This window comes from Nostoc sp. TCL26-01, from assembly GCF_013393945.1.
In the GTDB taxonomy this organism is placed as follows: Bacteria; Cyanobacteriota; Cyanobacteriia; order Cyanobacteriales; family Nostocaceae; genus Trichormus.
On the sequence record NZ_CP040297.1, the window covers coordinates 865,340 to 888,450 of the forward strand.

Annotated in this window: 15 protein-coding genes; 4 read left to right on the forward strand and 11 right to left on the reverse strand. The window is 40.5% G+C overall.

Annotated features, from left to right (window positions below; all coding sequences use genetic code 11):
- Nucleotides 1-258 precede the first annotated feature (258 nt).
- Nucleotides 259-1,263 (forward strand): phosphoribulokinase, encoded by a 1,005-nt coding sequence (locus tag FD725_RS03660; protein ID WP_179046863.1) that lies wholly within the window; start codon nt 259-261, stop codon nt 1,261-1,263.
- 281 nt (nt 1,264-1,544) lie between these two features.
- Nucleotides 1,545-2,807: a methionine adenosyltransferase gene (gene metK / locus FD725_RS03665; protein WP_179046864.1), complete on the forward strand. Its 1,263-nt coding sequence runs from the start codon at nt 1,545-1,547 to the stop codon at nt 2,805-2,807.
- 74 nt (nt 2,808-2,881) lie between these two features.
- On the opposite strand, the gene FD725_RS03670 is transcribed toward metK, so the two are convergent.
- The 5 genes from FD725_RS03670 to FD725_RS03690 all read right to left on the reverse strand — a co-directional run bounded on the left by FD725_RS03670 (nt 2,882) and on the right by FD725_RS03690 (nt 8,513).
- Nucleotides 2,882-4,525 (reverse strand): N,N-dimethylformamidase beta subunit family domain-containing protein, encoded by a 1,644-nt coding sequence (locus tag FD725_RS03670; protein ID WP_179046865.1) that lies wholly within the window; start codon nt 4,523-4,525, stop codon nt 2,882-2,884.
- Nucleotides 4,526-4,675: 150 nt separating this feature from the next.
- On the reverse strand, nt 4,676-5,068 hold the full coding sequence (locus FD725_RS03675; protein ID WP_179046866.1) for a hypothetical protein: 393 nt from the start codon (nt 5,066-5,068) through the stop codon (nt 4,676-4,678).
- 12 nt (nt 5,069-5,080) lie between these two features.
- The gene (locus FD725_RS03680) at nt 5,081-5,389 is read right to left on the reverse strand and encodes a hypothetical protein (protein WP_179046867.1); all 309 of its coding nucleotides are present in this window, start codon (nt 5,387-5,389) and stop codon (nt 5,081-5,083) included.
- A 122-nt stretch (nt 5,390-5,511) separates the two neighbouring features.
- Nucleotides 5,512-7,212, reverse strand: a complete 1,701-nt coding sequence (locus FD725_RS03685) for a phospholipid carrier-dependent glycosyltransferase (RefSeq protein WP_179046868.1) — start codon at nt 7,210-7,212, stop codon at nt 5,512-5,514.
- A gap of 56 nt (nt 7,213-7,268) precedes the next feature.
- Nucleotides 7,269-8,513 carry a glycosyltransferase gene (locus FD725_RS03690; RefSeq protein WP_179046869.1) on the reverse strand — a complete coding sequence of 415 codons (1,245 nt, stop codon included), beginning with the start codon at nt 8,511-8,513 and terminating at the stop codon, nt 7,269-7,271.
- Nucleotides 8,514-8,797: 284 nt separating this feature from the next.
- On the opposite strand from FD725_RS03690, the gene FD725_RS03695 reads away from it, so the two are divergent.
- Entirely contained in the window at nt 8,798-10,384 is a 1,587-nt protein-coding gene (locus tag FD725_RS03695; protein WP_179046870.1) for a glycosyltransferase family 39 protein, read from the forward strand.
- Between the two features lie 75 nt (nt 10,385-10,459).
- On the opposite strand, the gene FD725_RS03700 is transcribed toward FD725_RS03695, so the two are convergent.
- The 3 genes from FD725_RS03700 to FD725_RS03710 form a co-directional block, all read right to left on the reverse strand.
- Nucleotides 10,460-12,154, reverse strand: a complete 1,695-nt coding sequence (locus FD725_RS03700; RefSeq protein WP_179046871.1) for a glycosyltransferase family 39 protein — start codon at nt 12,152-12,154, stop codon at nt 10,460-10,462.
- Nucleotides 12,155-12,660: 506 nt separating this feature from the next.
- Entirely contained in the window at nt 12,661-16,770 is a 4,110-nt protein-coding gene (locus FD725_RS03705; protein ID WP_179046872.1) for a CARDB domain-containing protein, read from the reverse strand.
- A gap of 632 nt (nt 16,771-17,402) precedes the next feature.
- On the reverse strand, nt 17,403-17,699 hold the full coding sequence (locus FD725_RS03710; RefSeq protein ID WP_179046873.1) for a DUF3288 family protein: 297 nt from the start codon (nt 17,697-17,699) through the stop codon (nt 17,403-17,405).
- Between the two features lie 232 nt (nt 17,700-17,931).
- Here FD725_RS03710 and FD725_RS03715 point away from each other — a divergent pair, with 232 nt between their 5' ends.
- A complete protein-coding gene (locus FD725_RS03715; RefSeq protein ID WP_179051409.1) occupies nt 17,932-20,376 on the forward strand; it encodes an ATP-dependent Clp protease ATP-binding subunit in 2,445 nt (814 codons plus the stop codon).
- A gap of 299 nt (nt 20,377-20,675) precedes the next feature.
- On the opposite strand, the gene FD725_RS03720 is transcribed toward FD725_RS03715, so the two are convergent.
- The 3 genes from FD725_RS03720 to FD725_RS03730 all read right to left on the reverse strand — a co-directional run bounded on the left by FD725_RS03720 (nt 20,676) and on the right by FD725_RS03730 (nt 23,046).
- Entirely contained in the window at nt 20,676-21,341 is a 666-nt protein-coding gene (locus FD725_RS03720; protein ID WP_179046874.1) for a retron system putative HNH endonuclease, read from the reverse strand.
- Between the two features lie 12 nt (nt 21,342-21,353).
- Nucleotides 21,354-22,664, reverse strand: coding sequence for an AAA family ATPase (locus FD725_RS03725; RefSeq protein ID WP_179046875.1), 1,311 nt, complete (start codon nt 22,662-22,664; stop codon nt 21,354-21,356).
- A 139-nt stretch (nt 22,665-22,803) separates the two neighbouring features.
- The gene (locus FD725_RS03730) at nt 22,804-23,046 is read right to left on the reverse strand and encodes a four helix bundle protein (protein WP_218653152.1); all 243 of its coding nucleotides are present in this window, start codon (nt 23,044-23,046) and stop codon (nt 22,804-22,806) included.
- Between the last annotated feature and the right edge of the window lie 65 nt (nt 23,047-23,111).

Consider the following 23,111-nt stretch of genomic DNA (forward strand, 5'->3'; position numbering starts at 1 on the left):
TTCTCTTGACAACAAATCTTGTATGGGATACCCCATTCTGTTAAGATTAACTATACCACTAGGATTAAATACTTACCAGCTATAAATCAAGGATATCCAGAAAGTTACAACCTTCAATTATGGGTGTAATGTTATCTGGCATAAATTTGTGCTGCTGAGTAGCAAGAACGCAGGACAAACCAATGGGGTAAACTCCTGGCTTCACATTCTGCTGTGTGAAAAATTATTGATTGACACATTTAGTATTTGAGGAGATTTATGACAACTAAGCCAGATCGCGTGGTACTAATAGGAGTAGCCGGAGACTCCGGGTGCGGTAAATCTACGTTTTTGCGTCGTTTGATCGATTTGTTTGGGGAAGAGTTCATGACAGTCATCTGTTTAGATGACTACCATTGCTTAGACCGGAAACAACGTAAAGAAACTGGTATTACTGCACTAGACCCCAGAGCCAATAACTTTGACCTGATGTATGAGCAAATTAAAGCGCTCAAAGAAGGTCAAGCAATTAACAAGCCGATTTATAACCACGAAACAGGTTTAATTGATCCACCTGAGATAGTAGAGCCAAATCACATTGTAGTGGTAGAGGGTCTACATCCCCTATATGATGAACGAGTGCGATCGCTACTCGACTTCAGCGTCTATTTTGACATTAGCGATGAAGTGAAAATTGCTTGGAAAATTCAGCGAGACATGGCAGAAAGAGGTCATCGCTACGAAGACGTTCTCGCTGCTATCAACTCTCGCAAACCAGACTTCCAAAAATACATCGAACCCCAAAGAGAATTCGCTGATGTAGTTTTGCAAGTATTACCCACAAACCTCATCAAAAACGATACAGAACGCAAAGTCCTGCGAGTGCGGATGCTGCAACGGGAAGGCAAAGAAGATTTTGAACCCGTCTATTTATTTGATGAAGGTTCAACAATCCAGTGGACTCCCTGTGGACGTAAGCTTACCTGTTCTTACCCAGGTATGCAGCTTTACTACGGTTCCGATGTTTACTACGGTCGCTATGTGTCTGTTTTAGAGGTAGATGGTCAATTTGATAACCTCGAAGAAGTTATTTACATCGAAACCCATCTCAGCAACACATCCACCAAGTACCAAGGCGAGATGACTCAGTTATTACTCCAACACCGTGAATATCCAGGTTCTAACAATGGAACTGGTTTATTCCAAGTGTTAACAGGTTTGAAAATGCGTGCTACCTATGAGCGCTTAACCACAAAGGAAGCAAAGCTGGCAGTTCAGGTTTAATACAGCAGTGTTTGTGTCAAAACTTGTGGGGGTACTTTCGAGTCCCCCTTTTTTTGTCCCATTTAGCCCCTAGCCTTTAGCACGAAACGCCATATTACTCCCCACAGACTTTTGATTATTATTGATAATTTTAGTAAATTAATTTCTCCTTATATAGGACTGAAAAAAACGGCACACTAACGGCTGAATGTGCCAAGATTGTTATGATTTCAGTAATTAGTAGCTAGACTAAATGTTTAGGCGTTTAGTCAGTGAAAATACCTTTAATGGAGGAATACTCTTTGTCTAAACGTTATTTATTTACCTCCGAGTCAGTTACCGAAGGCCATCCAGATAAAATCTGCGATCAGATTTCTGATACGATTCTCGATACGTTACTGACACAAGATCCGACCAGTCGAGTTGCGGCAGAAGTTGTAGTGAACACTGGTTTGGTGTTAATTACTGGTGAAATTACGACTAAAGCTAATGTCAATTATGCTAATGTTGCTCGCCAGAAAATAGCCGAGATTGGTTATACTAACGCCGATAACGGTTTTTCTGCTAACAGCACTAGCGTTATTGTCGCGTTAGATGAACAATCACCAGATATTGCTCAAGGTGTTAATACTGCTCAAGAAACCCGTGAGCAAGATAGTGATGAACTCTTTGACAAAATTGGTGCAGGTGACCAAGGAATCATGTTTGGTTTTGCTTGTAATGAGACACCAGAACAGATGCCTTTACCAATTTGTCTGTCTCATCGCATTGCCCGGAGACTTGCAGCAGTGCGTAAGACTGGCGAGTTGTCTTACCTCCGTCCTGATGGGAAAACTCAAGTTACTGTCATCTATGAAGATGGCATTCCTGTAGGAATTGATACAATTCTCATTTCCACCCAGCATACAGCCACCATTGGCGACATTACTGATGAAGCAGCAGTGCAAGCCAAGATTAAACAAGACCTGTGGACGGCTGTGGTAGAACCTGTGTTTGGTGATATTGACATCAAACCAGACTCAGAAACACGCTTTTTAGTCAACCCTACGGGTAAATTTGTCATTGGCGGCCCCCAAGGTGACTCTGGCTTAACTGGACGGAAAATTATTGTCGATACCTATGGTGGTTATTCCCGACATGGTGGTGGCGCTTTCTCAGGCAAAGACCCCACGAAGGTAGACCGTTCTGCGGCTTATGCAGCCCGATATGTGGCTAAAAATATTGTGGCGGCCGGGTTGGCAGCAAAATGTGAAGTGCAGTTGAGTTATGCCATTGGTGTAGCACGACCGGTGAGCATTTTTCTCGATACTTTTGGCACAGGGAAAGTCGATGATACAACCTTGTTGGAACTAGTCAAAGAAAACTTTGAACTGCGTCCGGCGGGGATTATTCATAGCTTTAATTTACGCAACTTACCAAGTGAAAGAGGCGGACGTTTTTATCAGGACGTTGCAGCTTATGGTCACTTTGGACGGAATGACCTAGATTTGCCCTGGGAACGTACCGATAAAGCGGAATTATTGCAGCAAGCAGTTAAGCAGGCAATCCCTGCGGCGATCGCTTAGATTATGATTAAGGGTGTAGGGATAGATTAGAGCTGAGTGCTGAGTGAATAGCTAACTCAGCTCTCCCTACCTCTTCAATTTTTAATTTTCATCATCTGCTTGAGTACGTTATGTGTGATGGCTTGGGCATCAGGATTTAGTAAGGAAGGGCGCAGTGTGGGTGCATTATAATCATCTAGTCCCCAATTCCACTGCATTGAACCAGTCGCAAATACCATTGCTCCAGACTCTGTAGTGTAAACAGTCATATCGGCATATCTTGTACCACCTTTATATCGATAAGGTGAGTGGGCAATGCGAATTGTATTAGTTGGGGCGTAACGGAACATCCGATCAACTTCATATCCTAACAGTCCTGTTAGTCGCATTTCCCGTAAAGGCAATTTTTTGTTAGTTTTGATAGCAGTATTACTATCATCTGAGTGCAATTGTGTACCAGCTAAAATCCAACTGGGGGCTGTTTCATTCACGACAATATCAGCGTTGACTTGAAAAGTTTCGTACATCACACCAATTAAAGCTTCTTCTGGGCGATTTACGGGTTTGTTACGCCACAGAGTTGTGACGAGAAAATCATTTGTGGGATCTTTGTCTCTTGCAAACGGATCTAGCAGTAAATTCTCTTTATAAGCCACAATTGTCCGATTCATTTCCCTAGTGACAAAACTAGGCTCAAAGCGAATTTGCCAATAGCAAGTATTGGACGAAAAAAACCCCAGATTCACACCGTAATCTCTAGCTGTTTCGACATTTTGCCGCATTTTGGCTGACCAATATTCATCATGCCCAACGGAGAGAAATACTTTGTGTAACCAAAGTATGGGCTTTGTCGTGTACAGTTCTAAAGGGTTATTATGGGTGTCAATATCTGTGATATAACTAACATCGTACCCGGAACGTTCTAGCCATCTGACCATGTTGTATTCCCACCCAGCGTTAGACGTTCTCCTTTTGGGTTGAGCATTGGTCAGAAATTCTCCTGCTCCCATCCCATAGGCGGCGGCTAGACTGGGACTGGCTGCGTAGGGACGATTAAAGGAGACTTTGGCTGCTTGTTTACCGCGACTGTTCCAACGGTACAGAGACATTCCCCCCCAGTTATTGTAGGCTTGATAGGTCGTCACGCTGGATTGAAATAAGATATCAGATGGGCGACTATCATCACGAACGACAAAGATAATGTAGCTTTGTTTGCCACTTTTGCCAGCAGTGAGTTTAGCTAGGTAGACACCACTAGCCCATTGTGTTAGGTCTTTTGGATTGTCTGGAATTTTGAGAACGTAAGGATCTCGCCAATTGCACTCAATCAAACCAGTGGCTTGATCAATAATTGGTGGTGGTTGCTTAGTACCCACTCGCTTAATTGCCGCAGCCATGAGTCTACCACCAGCACCGCCATACCAACCCATCCGAAAGATTTCTATGGTGTAATTTGGTTCTCTGGTATTGACAAACAGCTTAATTTCGTCTCCACGATTGACACTAGTTAAGGAAGCGTAGCCTTCAATTTCTCGCCTGATAGCAGGTTGTGTCAATTGCCAATCAGTCGTACCGGGTTTTTGATTTTCAATGATGGTGGGATTATTTTGCTGTTTTGGGGTTGATAATTCTTGAGCGATCGCTACATCTGCTAATGAGAAAATGATGACGATGGCAATAGTTAATAATACTGTCAATAATGCCCTGGCAAAAAATCGGCTTTGGTATACAAAAAACATGAAAGTTTCAGCAATTGTTTGTAAGTAATCAAGTTATAGCAATAGTGAGGTACAGAACTCAAACCTTTATATATTCAGCGTTGAGCTAGGCATGAAAATTCGTTGCTTAGTTGTTTCTTACTTCTGCTCAATTGCCTAAAATGAGATCCTTCACTTCACAAGCATTGGAGAATCGACATCTAAAAGCCAATTTTCATCAACAAATTCTAGATTTTCATTATAAACAAGAACCAATTCACCAAGTTTTTGAGCTTTACTACTTGCAGTTTTTGTATGAGCTACAGCATCAGCTATGAGTGAAAACTTTAGTTGTAAAAAACGTTCAGTGTGAGTAACGCCAATAGAACTGCTAACTAATTCGGCTTCTAGAATACGAGGCAACGTAATTGTTTCATAATATTCATCTTGTTCATCCCAGTAACCGCACACTTGATAATCACATTGGGCAAGATGTTCTTGAACAAGAATATTAGCATCTAAATTTTCTAATATTTCCGTTAAATCTCGCCAGACTTGATGATTTTTCAATTCAAGCATTGTCATAGTTGTGTGTGTTTAATGTTCTGTTATCAAACCAGGGAAGTGTAATATACCATCAATGAATTTTGCATGAAATCGGCGGTCGCCATCTTTACCTAAGACTTTAGATTTCAAATCATAGCCTGATTCTTGGGAAGCCACCAACCCAATATTCCCGCGAGGGGAGACTTGCCCTTTCTCGATGGCTTTTAAATGTTTCCCCTTTTGATCATATTTTAATCCCAACTTTATTTGTTCACTGGCAAATGAAACTAGCAGACCACTGATTGAAATATATACAGTATCAGGTTGAATATCTGCCCAATTATCTGGTAAAGCTTCCATTAAATTAATGTTGATTAGCGATCGCTAATTTTTGATCCGACCTCACCAAATCGCGTTGCTCCCGTGCTGAGTAATGACCATTGACCATTGACTATTGACTATTGACCATTGACCATTGACCCTCATTTTTGACAATGATAAATTTTGTACTCGTAACCATTGACTGCGGGTAAAGATTGGTTATCAGCTATACACTCAGCTATTTTTTCGCCGACGGGTGCGTGAAAGTTGACTAACCACAGGTCAAATGGACGTGGCAAGGTTTTTAATGTATTTTCTAGGGTATTGGTGGCAGTTTGTAGGTTTTTATCTTGATGGGCGAGGAGAAATAAGGGAGAGGGTGAGTTGAAATTTTGTAATTGCCATTCTCTAGCTATACCCATCATTTCCCCAATTTGCACATGGGTGATTTGGGTAGTGGCGATGAGTACTGGTACTTGGGAGGTTTTTCTAATTAACTGGATGAACAAATCAGGACGGTAATATTTTTGATAACCAAGATTGAAAAGCACAGTGATGGCACTGAGAAATGCCATCAACCAAATGATAGTGACGGCTTTTTTTCCACCAATTTCCTGCCAACAAACAGCTAAACTTGCGCCTAATAAGACGATGACAGCCGGAAAGTAGACAAAGTTGTAACGCGCACCTCTGGTTAAGTCTATACCAAGAAAATAGGTAAAAATAAAGAATAAGGCGATCGCTCCTACAACTACACCAGCTAAAACCTGCGTTGTGAAGCGAGTGTCGGCTTGCTGTAGTAGTGCTTTTAATCCTCTCACTAAAATCGGTGCTGCCCAAATGATAAACATCAGCATTACCAACCCAGAAGCAATCACAATCACTAGCTGGGGTGATTCCACTGGTAGCAGATAAAGCATTGTCACCCAAGCCCCAAAAGCTTGAAACAGAGGACTTAACCAAGCCCAACCTTGGCGGGGTTGTTGTATCCAGTCTGTCAATTTATCCCCATAGCTATTTTGCAAAAAGATGGGTAGCCAAACTATCGCAGAAATAAAAGTGCCAAGGGCAACGGCGTAAATGCGTCGCCAAGGGGGAGAGAAAAGGGAGTGGGGAGGAGAAATTTTTTTGTCTTGGGTTTGTTGCCAGGCTGTAACGATTAAAACTAGGGCTATTGTCAGTAGGGTGAGAACGAAAAAGTAATGGCTGGCGATACCCAAGGCGTTAATGATTATCCACAGAATTGCTATTGGTATGGGTAATTGTGTACGGTGGCGAATATGGCGTGTGGTGATGACTAAACAAGTGAGGGAAGCAATTACCCACAAAATTGCTAGGGTGTAATGGCGTGCTTCTTGTGCCAGAAAGATGGCATAGGGTGATACTGCCATCATGGCGGCGGCTAGTTGACTAGCTATGCGGGAACGAAAAGCTATCCAAGTTAAGCCATAAATTGCGGGGATAGATGCAGCACCAAAAATTGCGGCAAGCGATCGCGCCCCCCATAATGAAACTAGGCCTTGTTGTGTGGGAAATAACTGCATCCACCAATGAGTTAAAACAAAATAAATCGGAGGATGGTTACTTTCATGACTCAGGTGTGTCCACACATCCTGAATAGTCGCGCCTAGTTGTGGTTGTAGTGGTTGTAATAGGATATCAGGTGCGATCGCCTGATTTAAGGGTACTGATAAAAAACTATTGCCCAAGCTGAACACCAAGGTAGAAAATTCATCAGTCCAAGGTGGCTTGGCAGTTAAATTGAGGAGACGCAAGCTGATACCAATGCTAAACCATATCAGTAACAATAAGGGATGCAACCAGCGAGTCGGGATGGTAGAGTGCCAATTATACAAGTTCATCTGTTATCTAGAGACAACTTGTATATATTAGACTCGACTCGATTGTTTAAGTGCGCTTATTTGACATCAGTCACACGCCAGCTTAATTTTAGGTTAACCCAGAAATTCCAGATAGTCGCAATGGCGATCGCTATCAGGTTGGCAATGTAGCGATTGGGAATCAGGTAATTAAATACCAAATTCAACACCAGTACATTCAATACTAACCCCGCCAGACAAACCATATTGAACTTCAAAAATCTTTTTAACCGTTGATGCCACTCTTGCTGTCTCATGGAGACATCAGCAAAAGTCCAAGCATCATTCCACAAGAAATTATTCAAAATAGCGATTTCACCTGCGATGATTTTGCTGCGAGTCAGAGGTAAAGCCAAAGTTGCCGGATCACTTAACAAATACAACATCGTCATATCTACAAATACCCCACTCAGCCCAACTAAGGCGAAGCGCAAAAATCTATCTAGGGGGAAGTTGATTTTTCGCCGCACCCGCCCTATCTTACCCGTGGATACACGCAACCGCACTAAATGATGGATATAGTCTACATATTGCTTCCATGTGACTTTACTTTCCCCTTCCTTGCGTTCACAAAATACATAACCAACTTCAGCAATACTCTTGACATTGCCTCGTCCAATCACTTCTAAAAGAATCTTATAGCCCACAGGATTGAGAGTTGCACCAGCAACACTCTCACGATGCACCATAAAATAGCCACTCATGGGATCAGAAACCCTACCCAACACTCCCGGTAACAGCATCAACCCCAATACCTGCGCGCCACGGGATAAGAAACGCCTCACCACACTCCAACTACTCACACCACCACCATCTACATGACGGCTGGCCACTGCTAAATCTGCACCATTGGTGATAGCTGTCAACAGTTGCGTCAAAACTTCTGGAGGGTGTTGTAAATCGCCATCAATCACCCCTAAAATCTTGCCCCTAGCAGCTTGCCACCCACGAATCACGGCTGAAGACAGTCCTCTTTCTTCTTGCCGGCGCATTACTTGCAACTGGGGATATTCTTGAGTGAGAGATTGTGCTAGTTCCCAAGTCATATCTGGACTATCATCATCCACAACGATTAATTCATAATCACCGGGTATAAATTCATCCAATATTTGACTAAGAATTTTCACAACATTGGCAATATTACCACGCTCTTTATAAGTAGGAATTACTAAAGAAAGATAGATATCTCGCTGATTTATACCTACATCAGCAGGCGGAAATTCGGGAATTTGTAGTGCGCCAGTAGGAACTTTTAAGAGTGCGTTGGTTGAGTCGATATTCATAAGCTAAATTACTAGTTGTGAAATAGAGTATTTAAAAATACATCTTTATGGAAATAGAGATGTCACGTTTTGTGGTTAATTTGGATAGACGAAACTTTTAAATTGTTGTCTGATCAATTCTGATTTTGGCAAGTCATTTATTAATAAATTTTCCTCATTTTTGTTGCTGCAAAATTCATATGATCTTTATTTTCCGAGAAAGATGATATGTAATAATGCTTGCTGAAAATAATTTTGTATTTCTCTTATACAAATTGGCTTTGTATTTTATAAAGTAAGATTTTATGCAGAAAAAATCTCGGATATTTGTATCTTTACTGATAATAATTTTAGCAATGGGATTAACCTTCAGATTTATTAATCTTGATAAGAAATCTTATTGGGATGATGAAGCTTTTACGGCATTACGTGTCTCTGGTTATACAGAATATGAATTAGTTGAAAAAGTAGCTAGTGTTGCACAAATTAGCATTAATGACTTATCTCCATATCAAGGACTAAATCAGGAAAAAACTGCCATTGATACAATTAAATCTTTATCTTTAGAAGAACCCCAGCATCCACCACTGTATTATTTGCTGTCTCGGTTTTGGGTACAGTTGTTGGGTAACTCATTACTCAATATGCGAATGTTATCTGCTGTACTTAGCTTATTAGCTTTACCTGCTGTTTATTGGCTGTGCTTAGAATTATTTGGTAACACTTTAACAGCATGGATAGCAGTAGGCTTATTAGCAATATCACCATTCCATTTACTGTATGCGCAAGAAGCCAGAGAGTATAGTTTATGGATAGTGACAATTTTGCTGTCGAGTGCTTCACTTCTCAGGGCAATGCGCTTAAATACTAGACTTCAGTGGGTAATATATGCAGCGACTGTTGCCCTAAATCTTTATGCTTTTCCTTCTTCAGCAACTGTGATTTTAGCATCAGCAATTTACGTAATTACTATAGAAAAGTGGCGCTTGAGTCAAAAATTGATGGCCTTTTTCTTAGCATCGTTAGCAGGTTTGATGGCTTTTTTCCCTTGGTTATTAGTGATTGTGGGTAACTTAAATCACATCAACAAAATTGTTGGTGGCCAAGGTAATATGCCTAGAGTTGCTTTAGTAAAAACTTGGGCATTTAACCTCAGTCGAATTTTTGTGGATAGCAATCAAGAAAAAGCTGTGATCAATTTTGGGTTTGAAAATAAGTTCACTTATTTAATTCAAATCGGCTTAGTCGGGTTACTTATATGCTTAGTAGGATATGCTATTTATTTTCTCTATCGCCATTCCTCTAAAAGCAGTTGGTTATTTCTGTTGACATTAATCTTGGTTAATTCACTCCCTATCATGTTGAAAGATTTGCTCAATGAGGGAACTAGGTCAATTATTCCTCGTTATTTCATCCCCAGCTACTTGGGTATTCAGATATCTGTGGCTTATCTTTTAGCTAATCGGGTTTCTACTATCTCTAAGCACCCAAAACTTTGGAGAATAGTTATGTGTGTGCTGTTTTCTGGGTCAATTTTTTCTGGGACACTGATTTCTCAAGCAGATTCTTGGTGGACTAAAAGCCATAGTGATACGAATTTGCAGGCAGCTAAATTTATTAACCAAGCTCATAAACCACTCTTAATTAGTGATGGTAGTATGGGGAGAATTTTAGGTTTTAGCCATCAAGTTAAATCAGATTTGCAGTTGCAGTTAAAACCATATTGTCATACTTGTCGTACTATTCCTCCGGCTGTTAGTAGTAAAGATATTTTAGAAATTCCCTCTGGCTTTGATGTATTTTTACTTGATCCTTCTGAGAATTTAATCAAGGCACTAAATAAATATCAGCTTAAATCTCTTTCTGTTGGTCTTTGGCAGGTAGAAAAGTAGCTGGAGTTATTTCTTCTCTGTGACTTTGTGTCTTTGTGGTTAATTATTCTGGAAAATTTTTCACTAGAAACTTAGCTATTTGGCAGGGGAACGGGTGTAAAGTTTCACAGTAAAGTTATCCAGGTTCATCGTACCTGTGAGAGTTTGGGTTTGTTGGAGTTGAAATTGCTGTGATAAAGTTTGTTGAGTTTTCTGCTGTTCTCGTTCTACATCGGCTGGTGTCTTTAATCTTGACCACACAGGATTAGCACTATCTAACCACAGAATACGGGAATATGGCTGAGTTTTATTTTCTAAAACTTTTTCTAGTGATGTTGCTAAATCAATCGGATGTTCAGCTAATAGCATCACTGGAGTTTTGGGAGAAATGTAATATGCTAGTCGCATCACATGACCCCAAGCTTTAGAATTCATGGCAATTAATGTCGGTTGATTAGCCTGTTGGGATACTAAATCGTTAACTGCATGAAAAACAGAACGTTGCCTTAGACTAAAATCACTCATCCCGATGGTGAGATACAACAGCAGTAAAGCAGAAGCTACAGGTATACGCCATTGTCGAGAAAGTGCTGTTTCTAGCCACAAAGTTATTAGCAGTAAACAGCCAGGAAGAATCATAATCATTGTTCTTCCCCAACCGAAGTTTAAAGTAGATTTCTTGGTGGCAATATCTAGAACTAAGGCGAGTAATAGTGGCAGAATTCCTAGTATGACGGCGATACCTAAGTTTTTCTGCTCATCCTGCTGCCAAAGCTGAATGATGCAAGTAAGAATGAGAGCGATCGCCAAACAACCCACAACAATTACACTGATACTTGGTAAACTAGTAACCCAGTCTCCCAAAATTAAGTTAGTGCCGAGAGTTTGAGCAGCATCTTGCAAATGAGCCAAAAATTGAGAACCACTATCTTTAATAGCACCAAACCGCTTTAAGTCTGCATTGCGGATTTGCTTAATTGCACCCCAGACTACCCAGGGAACAGTCAGCATAATTCCACTAGCCAAGCGCAAACCATGTTGCCACCAATGCCGTCGGTCGAGGTAAAGTACTAAAGCGGCTAATGTGATTACCCAATACAAGTAAAGATAAAAGGTTAAAAACCCAGCCGCCACCGAACCTATTAACAAGATGTTCCACAGCAATTGCTGACGACGATTTTGCGGGATTTTTCTTGTCTGGTGCGTATCAATCAGGTGTAGAAGTGCTGTAGCGCTAAGAATTGTCCACAATACCAAAGAACCATACATCCGCACATTCAGAGAATGGAATAGGTAAAAGGGATTAACAGCCAGTAACGCTGCCAGCAGCAATCCACCACGATGTCCTAAGATAACTTTACCTAAACTGTAGGCACTAGCGATCGCACCAATGCTAAATAGTGCATTCAAACTTCGCATTGCGGCTTCACTACTACCAAAAAGGCGTAACCACAAATGTTGACTGAGAAAAAACAATGGTGGGTGTGGTTCTCCCCCCAGCAAACTCAGCAGGAAGTTTTTGACGGTGGCAATAAATCCACCCAAACCTGATTCTACAGGCAAGCTTAATAAAGACGTATATTGTGCTAGAGCTACTGGCACATCTGTAGGAGTTTGATAGGCAGTTTTTTGTCCTGCTGCTAGAAGCAATGATAGTACTTCGTCATACCAAAATTCTCTGCCACCTAGATTGATGATACGTAATATAACTGCGATAGCGATCGCAATTAAGGCTAATGTTTCTAAAGAAACTAGTTTGTTAAGTTTGGTAACTGACAAACCTGGATTCATCGATAGATTTGCTTATATATGATTGTTGTTATGATACCAATGATATCTCCGGGCTACTGTAATATTTGTGTTAAATATGTTTTGCTGATTTTATCTAATTAATAATACTTAAATAAAAAGCATTATTATATCTTGGCTTATACTGAATAGTACGTTAAATTACGCTGTTAAGCTTTTCATATAGACACATATTTGTATTTCAAGCACCAGATACAACTCATAAATATGCCGACATTAAAAAAAGCTCACATAAAGATAGGACTTACGCACTCAACCAATAAACCCTTCTGAGGGTGGTCAATTGGCTCAGGAACGCACTATTTCACCATTGATTATTGACAAAAAAGCCAGAAAATTCGGTGACACTGCGTAATACCATTTCACCTTAATCATGATACACATACATGATGTAGAGACGTTACATTGCAACGTCTCTGTTCTTCGTACCCTTCTCCTGTCGGAGACGCTACCGCGAACGGGAAGCAAGCTAAAACCCAACCTTGATACTAAGCCGCATTGCCAGAAGTAGATGTCACAATCTGACGGACTTGAGCATCAGTTAGGGTGTTCTTAGCACTCAGCATCAAAGCTATGACTCCAGAAACTTGAGGAGCCGCCATCGATGTTCCCCGTAAAAAACCGTATTGACCTCCGGGAAGTGTGGAATATATGCCAATTCCCAAATCGTCGTCCCCTGTGAAGTATGCGCCCGGTGCGGTAACATAGGCTAGTGGTGTTGTGCCTGGACGATTGGAGAAGTCAGTTAATGTTCTGTTATAGAAGACTGCGCCAACGGCTAGTCCCCATTGATTAGCATAACGGGCAGGATATAATGGATCAGCCCCACCATCATTACCTGCTGCTATAACAACGATCGCACCTTTGCTAGCAGCATATTGAATAGCTGATTGTTCATCAGTACTGGCAGAGCCGCCTAAGCTAAGATTAATCACACGTGCGCCATTATTCACTGCATAACGAATACCATTAGCGATCGCACCACTATTACCATTTCCATCACTATCTAGGACTTTTACTGCCATAATCTTGGCATTATAGGCGATTCCCGTCACACCAAAGCTATTTTTCACTGCGGCGATCGTCCCAGCAACATGAGTACCATGATGATTATCATCTAATGGAGTATTATTGTTGCTGACAAAGTTCCACCCGTAGACATCATCTATATAGCCATTACCGTCATCATCCTTACCGTTACCAGCAATTTCTTTGGTATTCTTCCAGGCATTAGCACTCAAGTCTGGATGAGTATAGTCTACGCCACTGTCGATCACGGCTACAATCACACCCTGACCAGTATATCCCTTCGCCCACACTTCCGGAGCTTTTACCATATCTGCTGCCCAATCATCACCACCCAAGTTAGGTACATCTGCAAAGGTAGATTGCCCCAAGGCTTTTGCTACGGCGGCGGCGGCATTAATCAAGCCATAGCCGGTGGTAGAGTTAAACCCACCACCATTGATCGGCGTGACGGTAATTGGTACTGTATTGTAGACTGAGTTATTATTTTCATTGCTTTCTGCAACATCTCCTGAGCCGTCAGCTTTGAACATTAAATAGTACTTACCTGCGGCAATGGTAGGGTCAACAGTCCAAGATATCGTCTGTGTAAATACCCCCGATGGTAACAAGATAGGAGTAGCGGTGGTACTGTAACCTATAGACACATCATCGTCATTGCCTATACTCGTATCTCTAGAAAGAGAAAACTCTGTTTTACTAGCATCGGCATTGCCATTACCTTGGTTTTTCACCTCATAGGTGAATGTAAGTGTAGTTCCAATAGCCACGCTAGTGGGAACTGTTGTACTTGTGATTACTAAATCTGGTGCGGTAATTGTAATTGCTTTGGCAACGACATTATTATTTTCATTGCTTTCCAACAATGAATTATTCCCATCTGCCCTATATAGTAAGAAGTAATTACCAAGAGCCGTGGTACTAGAAAGATATACAGATGCAGACTGAGAACTAACACCAGCAGGTGCAATAGTACTAATTAAACTGGAACCTAAATTAATATCATCACTGCTGAGGCTGTTATCTTGGGAAAGATAAAAGTATGTGGTGTTATAACTAGCAGTGCCATTACCTTGATTTTTTAGCTGATAACTAAGTTGGATATTTGTACCAATGTTAGCACTAGCAGGCGCGACAGCATTTTGGATTACAAGGTCTGGTACAGCAATAGTAATTGCTTTGCTAGCAATGTTATTGCTTTCGTTGCTTTCGCTGATGACACCATTGGCATCCGCTTGAAATAGTAGGTAGTAATTGCCAGAGAAGGTGTTACTGTTGATGATGGCAATGTAAGACTCAGCGCTATAAGTATTAGGACTCAATCCAGAGTAGAAGTAGTTTTGATCGTAACCCAACAGTGTATCATCACTACTCAAACTAGCATCCTTCGACAAATAAAATTTCGTTGTACTTGTAGCAGCGCTGGCAGTACCTATATTTGCCAATTGATAATTGAAAGTGATTACTCCACTATTACCGGGGTCAATCAAACTGGGAACCGATATATTTTGAATGATCAGGTCTGGTTTAGGCCCATTGATAGTAATTGCCTTAGCAACTAAATTATTAGTCTCACTAGTTTCGGCAACGTTGCTATTACCATCAGCTTGGAATAGCAAATAGTAATTCCCGGCAGCAATGCTATTAGCAACAATCAAAGCCGATGTCTCGGAACTATACGCATTTGCAGCAATACTATTTACTGAGTCCGAACCTAACAACACATCATCTGTGCTGTACAGATTATCTTTGGATAAATAAAACTTAGTCGTACTGGCAACTGCACTACCAACACCTTGGTTTTTCACTTGATAGCTAATATTGATAGTGCTACCCACTGATGTGGAAGCGGGAGAGGTGGCATTTTGAATTATCAAATCAGCTTTGTTGATAGTAATTGCCTTAGCAACTAAGTTGTTAGTCTCACTAGTTTCGGCAAGATTATTATTCCCATCAGCTTGGAATAGCAAATAGTAATTCCCAGATGCAATACTATTAGCAATAATCAAAGCCGATGTCTCGGAACTATATGCACCTGCGGCAATACTGTTTACTGAGTCAGAGCCGAGCAACACATCATCTGTGCTGTACAGATTATCTTTGGATAAATAAAACTTAGTCGTGCTGGCAATGGCACTACCAACACCTTGGTTTTTCACCTGATAACTAATATTCAGGGTGCTACCTACTGATGCTGATGTCGGAGAGGTGGCATTTTGAATTATCAAATCAGCTTTGTTGATAGTAATTGCCTTAGCAACTAAGTTGTTAGTCTCACTAGTTTCGGCAAGATTATTATTCCCATCAGCTTGGAATAGCAAATAGTAATTCCCAGCAGCAATACTATTAGCCACAATCAAAGCCGATGTCTCAGAACTATACGCACCTGCGGCAATACTATTTACTGAGTCAGACCCTAACAACACATCATCTGTGCTGTACAGATTATCTTTGGATAAATAAAATTTAGTTGTACTGGCAACGGCACTACCAACACCTTGGTTTTTCACCTGATAACTAATATTCAGGGTGCTACCTACTGATGCTGATGTCGGAGATGTGGCATTTTGAATCAATAAGTCTGGTTTACCAGCTGAGGTAATAGTAATGGCATTACCAAAGGCATTGTTATTTTCGTTACTTTCATTTACCAATCCATCGCCATCAACATAGTAAATCAAGTAGTAATTACCAGTGTTGATGCTGCTATTGATGGTAAGTGTAGATGATTCTTGGCTATATGCACCTGCGGCAAGGCTATTTACACTGTCATAGCCTAAATACACATCATTACTATCAATGGTTAAATCCGAGGATAAGTAGAAGTCGGTAAAAGTTAAACCAGCTGACCCATTACCGAGATTTTTTACCTGATAGTTGATTTGAATGCTGCTACCAACGGCTGCTGTAGTGGGAATTGAAGCATTCTGTGCTGTTAAATCAGGCTGAGTAATAGTAATAGCATTACCAAAGGCATTGTTATTTTCGTTACTTTCACTGACATAATCATCGCCATCAACATGGTAAATCAGATAATAACTACCAGCCTTAACGGTACTATCAATGGTAAGTGTGGATGATTCTTGGCTATATGCACCTGCGGCAATACCACTTACGTAGTCATAACCTAAAGATACATCACTACTATCAATGGTTAAATCTGAGGATAAGTAGAAGTTGGTGTAACTATACCCAGCCGCCGCATTACCTAAGTTTTTCACCTGATAGTTGATTTGGATGCTGCTACCAACGGCTGCTGTGGTGGGAATTGAAGCATTCTGTGCAGTGAGGTCTGGTAGTGTCGATGTGGCTGAAATCGCCTGACTACCAATGCTGTTACCTGCTGCATCTTTAGCTACATTGCCCTCAACATCTTTCTTGTCTCCAGAAATATACGCTGTTTGGGCGGTAGAACTACTGGCAGTACTTGATTTGAAAGGATACAAGCCAGGGAAAATCGAGTGGAGATAATTGAGGCGATCGCTAAAAATATCAGTATTACGAGTCGATGTTGGTGTTACATTGATGTCATCTGATTTCTTGTTGCTGTTATATTCACGGTTAAGAGTCATGAGATATTTAGCCTCACAGATTAAATTAAATTTATGCAGTCATAATCATTAGAACTGGTTAAACATCAACCGCAAATTGAGACACAGTAACAGCTACTATTATTTTTTCATGATAAAAAATAATCATGAAATTCGACGATTTATTAGTGCTAATTATGGCTTTGATCAAGTATATAATTTCTTTTTTTAAAAAATAATCAAAAATTATTTATACAAACTGAAGTAATCGTACAAAATTGCTACAGTAAGTTAGTAATACAAAATTCTCACTTGAAGATATATAGCGATTTTCATGCCGATGAAGTACACCAGTCTAGTCTAGAGGTCGTAGGGGCAGGTTAAGTGAGATACTAGTGAATAATGTCAACATATCTGTTAACCCGCCCCTACTTGCTTGTGAGAAATGCGGGTAGCCTCTGTTGAGTAAAAATATTTACCTCACTCAACTGGGAAAAGCTATATATTAATCTGATTTGATTTCTAAATCACTTGTAGAGGTTGGGGACTGGGGACTGGGAAGAAAGAATAAAGGTGTACTGAGTTTTATTCAAAAATCAAATATGAGTCCTATGGGAATCCGATTTGATTCCTGAAATAATTTGCCTATTGCCTATTGCCTATTTGCCTAATTCCTAATTCCAATCTTGCTCCTCTCTTTTCCCCCGACTCTTATAAATGCCACCGACTTGATGTAGTTGGCGGGTTTTCTCGAACAGTTGAGATTCGGTTAACCCCCATTGTTGCAAAACTTTATCTAAGTCTTGTTGAATGTCCCTCGCGCCGGGGAAGCCTTGATAACGAATTCGCAATCTAGCTAATTCAGCTAAATTTTGATCTGTTGCCGTTTGAGTGAGTAGAATATTAACAAAGGAGCGATCGCGGTTGTATTGGGGGTGCTGTTGATCTTTACTTCCGTGTGATTCGGCCATGATTTATACCTACAGTAGGATAAAAATTCCTTCGGAGTCTAGAGGTCAGAGTGTGGCGATCGCGCCATAATTTAATCATGACGGCAACTACACCTGAGCCAATACGGCTCTCACCACTGTCACTTCATCATAAGTAAAGATACATTGTCTTTAAGAAAGTACAAAAAAGTTTAAGAAACGGGTGAACTTTATCTCACCCACAGTCCAAGCAGCAAGGGAGCAAGAACCCGCTATGTTTGAACACTTCACTTCCGAAGCCATCAAAGTCATTATGCTCGCTCAGGAGGAAGCACGTCGCCTGGGACACAACTTCGTAGGAACAGAACAAATTCTCCTGGGCTTGATGGGAGAAGGAACTGGGGTTGCTGCCAAAGTGCTGACAGAGTTGGGTGTGACTCTCAAAGATGCCCGTCGAGAGGTCGAAAAAATCATCGGTAGGGGGTCTGGGTTTGTGCCACCAGAAATTCCCTTTACCCCCAAGGTGAAAAGCCTCTTCGAGCAATCGTTTAGAGAAGCTCATAGTTTAGGTCATAACTATATCAATACAGAACATTTACTCTTAGGTTTAACTGAGGCTGGCGAAGGTGTTGCCGCTAAAGTACTGCAAAACCTCGGTGTTGACCTGAAAACTGTTCGTAATTCTGTTGTTCGTCGTTTAGGCGAAGATCCAACTGTGCTAGTAGGTGGTGGTAGTTCTCGACGTACCCAAGCACCAACGACAGAAGAGTTTGGTAGAAACCTAACTAAATTAGCACAAGAAGGTAGACTCGACCCCGTAGTTGGTCGGCAAAAAGAAATTGAGCGAGCAGTCCAGATTCTCGGTCGCCGCACGAAGAATAACCCCGTGTTAATTGGTGAACCAGGGGTAGGTAAAACAGCGATCGCTGAAGGTCTAGCTCAACGTATCATCAATCAAGATGTGCCGGATGTTTTGCAAGACAAGCAAGTCATTAGTCTCGACATGGGTTTACTGGTAGCAGGAACCCGCTTCCGGGGTGACTTTGAGGAACGCATCAAAAAAATCATCGATGAAGTCCGCACGGCTGGAAATATCATCCTGGTGATAGATGAAATTCACACCCTAGTTGGTGCAGGTGGTACAGAAGGCGGTTTAGACGCTGCCAATATCCTCAAGCCAGCCTTAGCCAGAGGTGAATTGCAGTGTATCGGTGCTACCACATTAGACGAATATCGTCAACATATCGAGCGTGATGCTGCCCTAGAGCGTCGTTTCCAACCTATTATGGTCGGGGAACCCACAGTAGACGAAACAATAGAGATTCTCTACGGTTTGCGGGGAGCCTATGAGCAGCATCATCGCGTTGAGATTTCTGATGCAGCAGTAGTTGCAGCTGCCCAGTTATCGGATAGATATATTAGCGATCGCTTCCTGCCCGACAAAGCCATAGACTTAATTGATGAAGCTGGCTCTCGTGTGCGTCTGCGAAACTCCCAAATTTCTGCCGATAAAGAACTCAAGCGCAAACTCGCAGAAGTTATCAAAGCTAAAAACGATGCGGTGAGACTCCAGAACTTTGATAAAGCAACAGAACTGCGAGATCAAGAAATTGCCCTAGAAACTGAACTACAAGCAGCCGCCGCATCTCCAACCGCTAAACCCGTTGTTGATGAAGAAGACATTGCCCAAATCGTCGCTTCCTGGACAGGCGTACCAGTCAACAAACTCACTGAGTCTGAATCTGAGCTACTCCTACACCTAGAAGACACCTTACACCAAAGGTTAATTGGTCAAGCACAAGCAGTCACCTCTGTTTCTCGCGCCATCCGTCGTGCTAGAGTCGGCTTAAAGAGTCCTCATCGTCCCATTGCTAGCTTTATCTTCTCCGGCCCCACGGGAGTCGGCAAAACTGAACTAGCAAAAGCACTAGCAGCTTATTTCTTCGGTGCAGAAGAAGCGATGATTCGGCTAGATATGTCTGAGTACATGGAAAGCCACACTGTATCCAAGCTCATCGGTTCACCTCCTGGTTATGTCGGTTACGACGAAGGCGGACAACTTACGGAAGCTGTGCGGCGCAAACCATACACAGTGGTGCTGTTCGACGAAATCGAAAAAGCGCACCCAGATGTATTCAATATGCTGCTGCAAATCTTAGACGATGGTCATCTCACCGATGCCAAAGGTCGGAAAGTAGACTTCAAGAATACCTTGATTATCTTAACTTCCAATATTGGTTCTAAAGTGATTGAAAAAGGTGGCGGTAGCTTAGGCTTTGAATTTGACAATCAAGCTGAAGCTAGCTACAACCGCATCCGTAACTTAGTCAATGAAGAAATGAAAAATTACTTCCGACCTGAGTTTCTCAACCGGGTGGATGAAATTATCGTCTTCACTCAACTATCTAAAGATGAAGTCAAAGTCATTGCGGATATTATGCTCCGTGATGTTGCTAGCCGCCTGACTGAGAAGGGTATAACTTTAGAAGTCACCGAAGCCTTCAAAGACTTGGTAGTTAGGGAAGGTTACAACCCCAGCTACGGTGCTAGACCATTACGCCGAGCAATTATGCGCTTGTTAGAAGATTCTCTAGCAGAAGCCTTACTCTCTGGTGAAATTCTCGATGGTGACACAGCCATTGTGGATGTCAACGATGATGGTCAAGTGCAGATACGTAAGTCAGAAACACGCGAGTTACTCTTAGCGAATGTGGGTTAAGAGTTATCACGAAAAAACTGCTTTGAGTCAATTATGAGCTAAAGACTAGCTTTTTATTACCTCTGGTAGAACTATACCAGAGGTTTTTTATTTGGCTTCGCTTGTCAGTTGTCATAATTGGAGCAACCGTTTTGGCTAACGATGCAACTTCATACTGATATTTTAAATTTAATTGCTTTGCAAGGTATCAAGCCTACAAGCTTGAAAGTTTCTCTTGCTCCACTTTTGCTTAAAGCTTAGTACAGTAATTTCTCAGGGTAAGTCCATGTGAAAAATCTTGATTTTAAGCTTTTGGGCTACTAATAATGGTTATTTTGCTTCCGCCGACTTATACTATATAATTTCTTTCTTAAATGATAAATAACTATTTGACAATAAGGTTTATATTGACCGTCATTTTGTTTATTACTCCACCGTTGAATTTTTTTATTTAAAATTGCTTCTGTCCAATCTCCCTTGGGATGTTGACTTTTTAGCTGTTTAAGTACAAGTTCTAAAACTTCTTTCCTATTGTTAACCAAAGTTTGCATATTAAGGTTTAAAACTTGATTTAACTCATTATTTACAGCTATATCATCAGAAGCAATTTCTCCATTCCCAAGATATCTAATTAAATCTTCACAATTTCTATGATTATCAAGAGGATTAATAGTAATTTCTATATTACCCTTCTTTGTATCACAATGTTGCAAGTGACTTGGCGAACCTTGACCACCTTCACAAGCACCAAGCAAGTTATTATAATCTAACTGAAGTTCTTTATATTCATCTTGCGATCGCCAATGTTCAATTTTCATTTTGTCAGCAATAATACGTTGCATACAATAGCAGCAAATATGTCCTTGCTCGGTTAGTAAAGATTCCCGTAATTCATCTTTTTCAGAATAATTATCATAATTAGCAAAAGATTTGAGGCGATGCTCAAGTAATGATTGAGGTTCCCTACCCTTGATAATACGCTTCATATTTGTAATTATCTAATCTTCCAAAAAACCAATAAGTGTATTAGCACGAACCACTTCTGAATCATTCTCACCAAGTAAATTAGATAATTCATTTAAAGCCGACTTCGCTGCTTCTAAATCTCCATCATCTATTAATTGAAAACAGTGATTTATCTGCTGTTGTACTTCATTTGGTCTTTCTTTTACATTCATTAATTCATATAAAATAGAGTTACTATCTTTGCCATAGGTATAGGGTGTATTCTCCACTAACTGAGAATTTTCCAAAATAAATACATTTTCTCTTCTGACTCCACTCAATACCTGCGGCGAATGAGTAGTCACAATAAATTGACAATTAGGAAATGTTTGTGTCAAACTGCGAATTACAGTTCTTTGCCACTGGGGATGTAAATGCAAGTCTATTTCATCAATTAAAACTATTCCTTCTCCTGATAACGCATCATTAGAACTTGGGTTAGCGATCGCCAATCGCCTTGCTAAGTCGGTGACTATCATTAATAACATCTTTTCACCATCAGATAGTTGCTCTAACCTTAAATCTTGGCGATTTTTTGTAATAATCAATGAAGGTTGAATGGGAACTTTATCAGAATAAAAATCTCGTTCTGTTGTTGACCTTACTACTCGTAAATCCGAAAAATTACTGTTAGAGAATCTCTCTAAGAAATTTATAATAGCTCTTCTGATAATCTCTAATTTGGGGTTTCTGTAATTATGACTATCTCTTAATCTAATTTCATTTTCATAATCTTCCTCTTCTTTAAACCAATCAAAAAAATCCTGGAAGTCATTCACCCCTGTAGAAAAAGCTTTTTCGTAAGCATACAATTGATGATACAGTTCTTTCTTAGTTTTCTGGCTGCCCTTACTTTTAAAAGTGTAGGGATTTTTTAAAACCATTCTATGGGTTTGATAATAAACCATTACTGGTAAATTGAAATCAGGATGATATTTTAAATTATATTGTAAGCGTTTAATATAATGAGTAATCTCATCATAGTTACTTTTATTTTGTGTATATACACGTTCTTGCAGCATCTTCCAAGATAACTTTTCTCCTTGTCCTACTAAAATTGTTATAGTATTATCAGTAGAATTAGAATTAATATTTATATCATTTTCCGTGAACCTCACTTCTGATTTTTTACTATTACGGAGTATAGCTACAAATTGAGATAACATTATCGCCATACAATCTAAAATAGACGACTTGCCTGCACCGTTTATACCAATCAATACCGATTTTTTGCTGGGAGGAAAGTTCAAGACAATTTCCTTCAATCCTCTAAAATTCTGAATGTGCAGCTTTTCAATATGCATGACTATAATTGTGAGTGCATTTAATATTTATCGAAAATTAGCAACGTTGTGAAACCGGAATAAAAACCTGATTTCTTCGCCATGCCTAACAATGTAATACCTATAAACTAGGGACATACATAGCGCTAACTTTTTACAATCAGTTCCATCCAGTACACCGATTTATCGCTTCCTCTAATGTAATATTGTGCTTGGTGATGAGTTCAGCCGTTGATTTGGCACGAAAAGCTGCCCGATAATTGGCTCCTACTGACATTCCTGAACGGAGTAATTGTTTGCCTATGATTTGTGAGGTTGTTGGCTCTTTTGGTAAAGCTTCAACTAAATTAATTATCTGAAGAGCAAAAGATTGGGTTCTCTCCTTAAACTGTTCCTTATCCATAACTCTCCCAACCCGCAATCTCCAATCTCCAATCCTACATTGTCTTCCAGTCTCTGATCAACTGG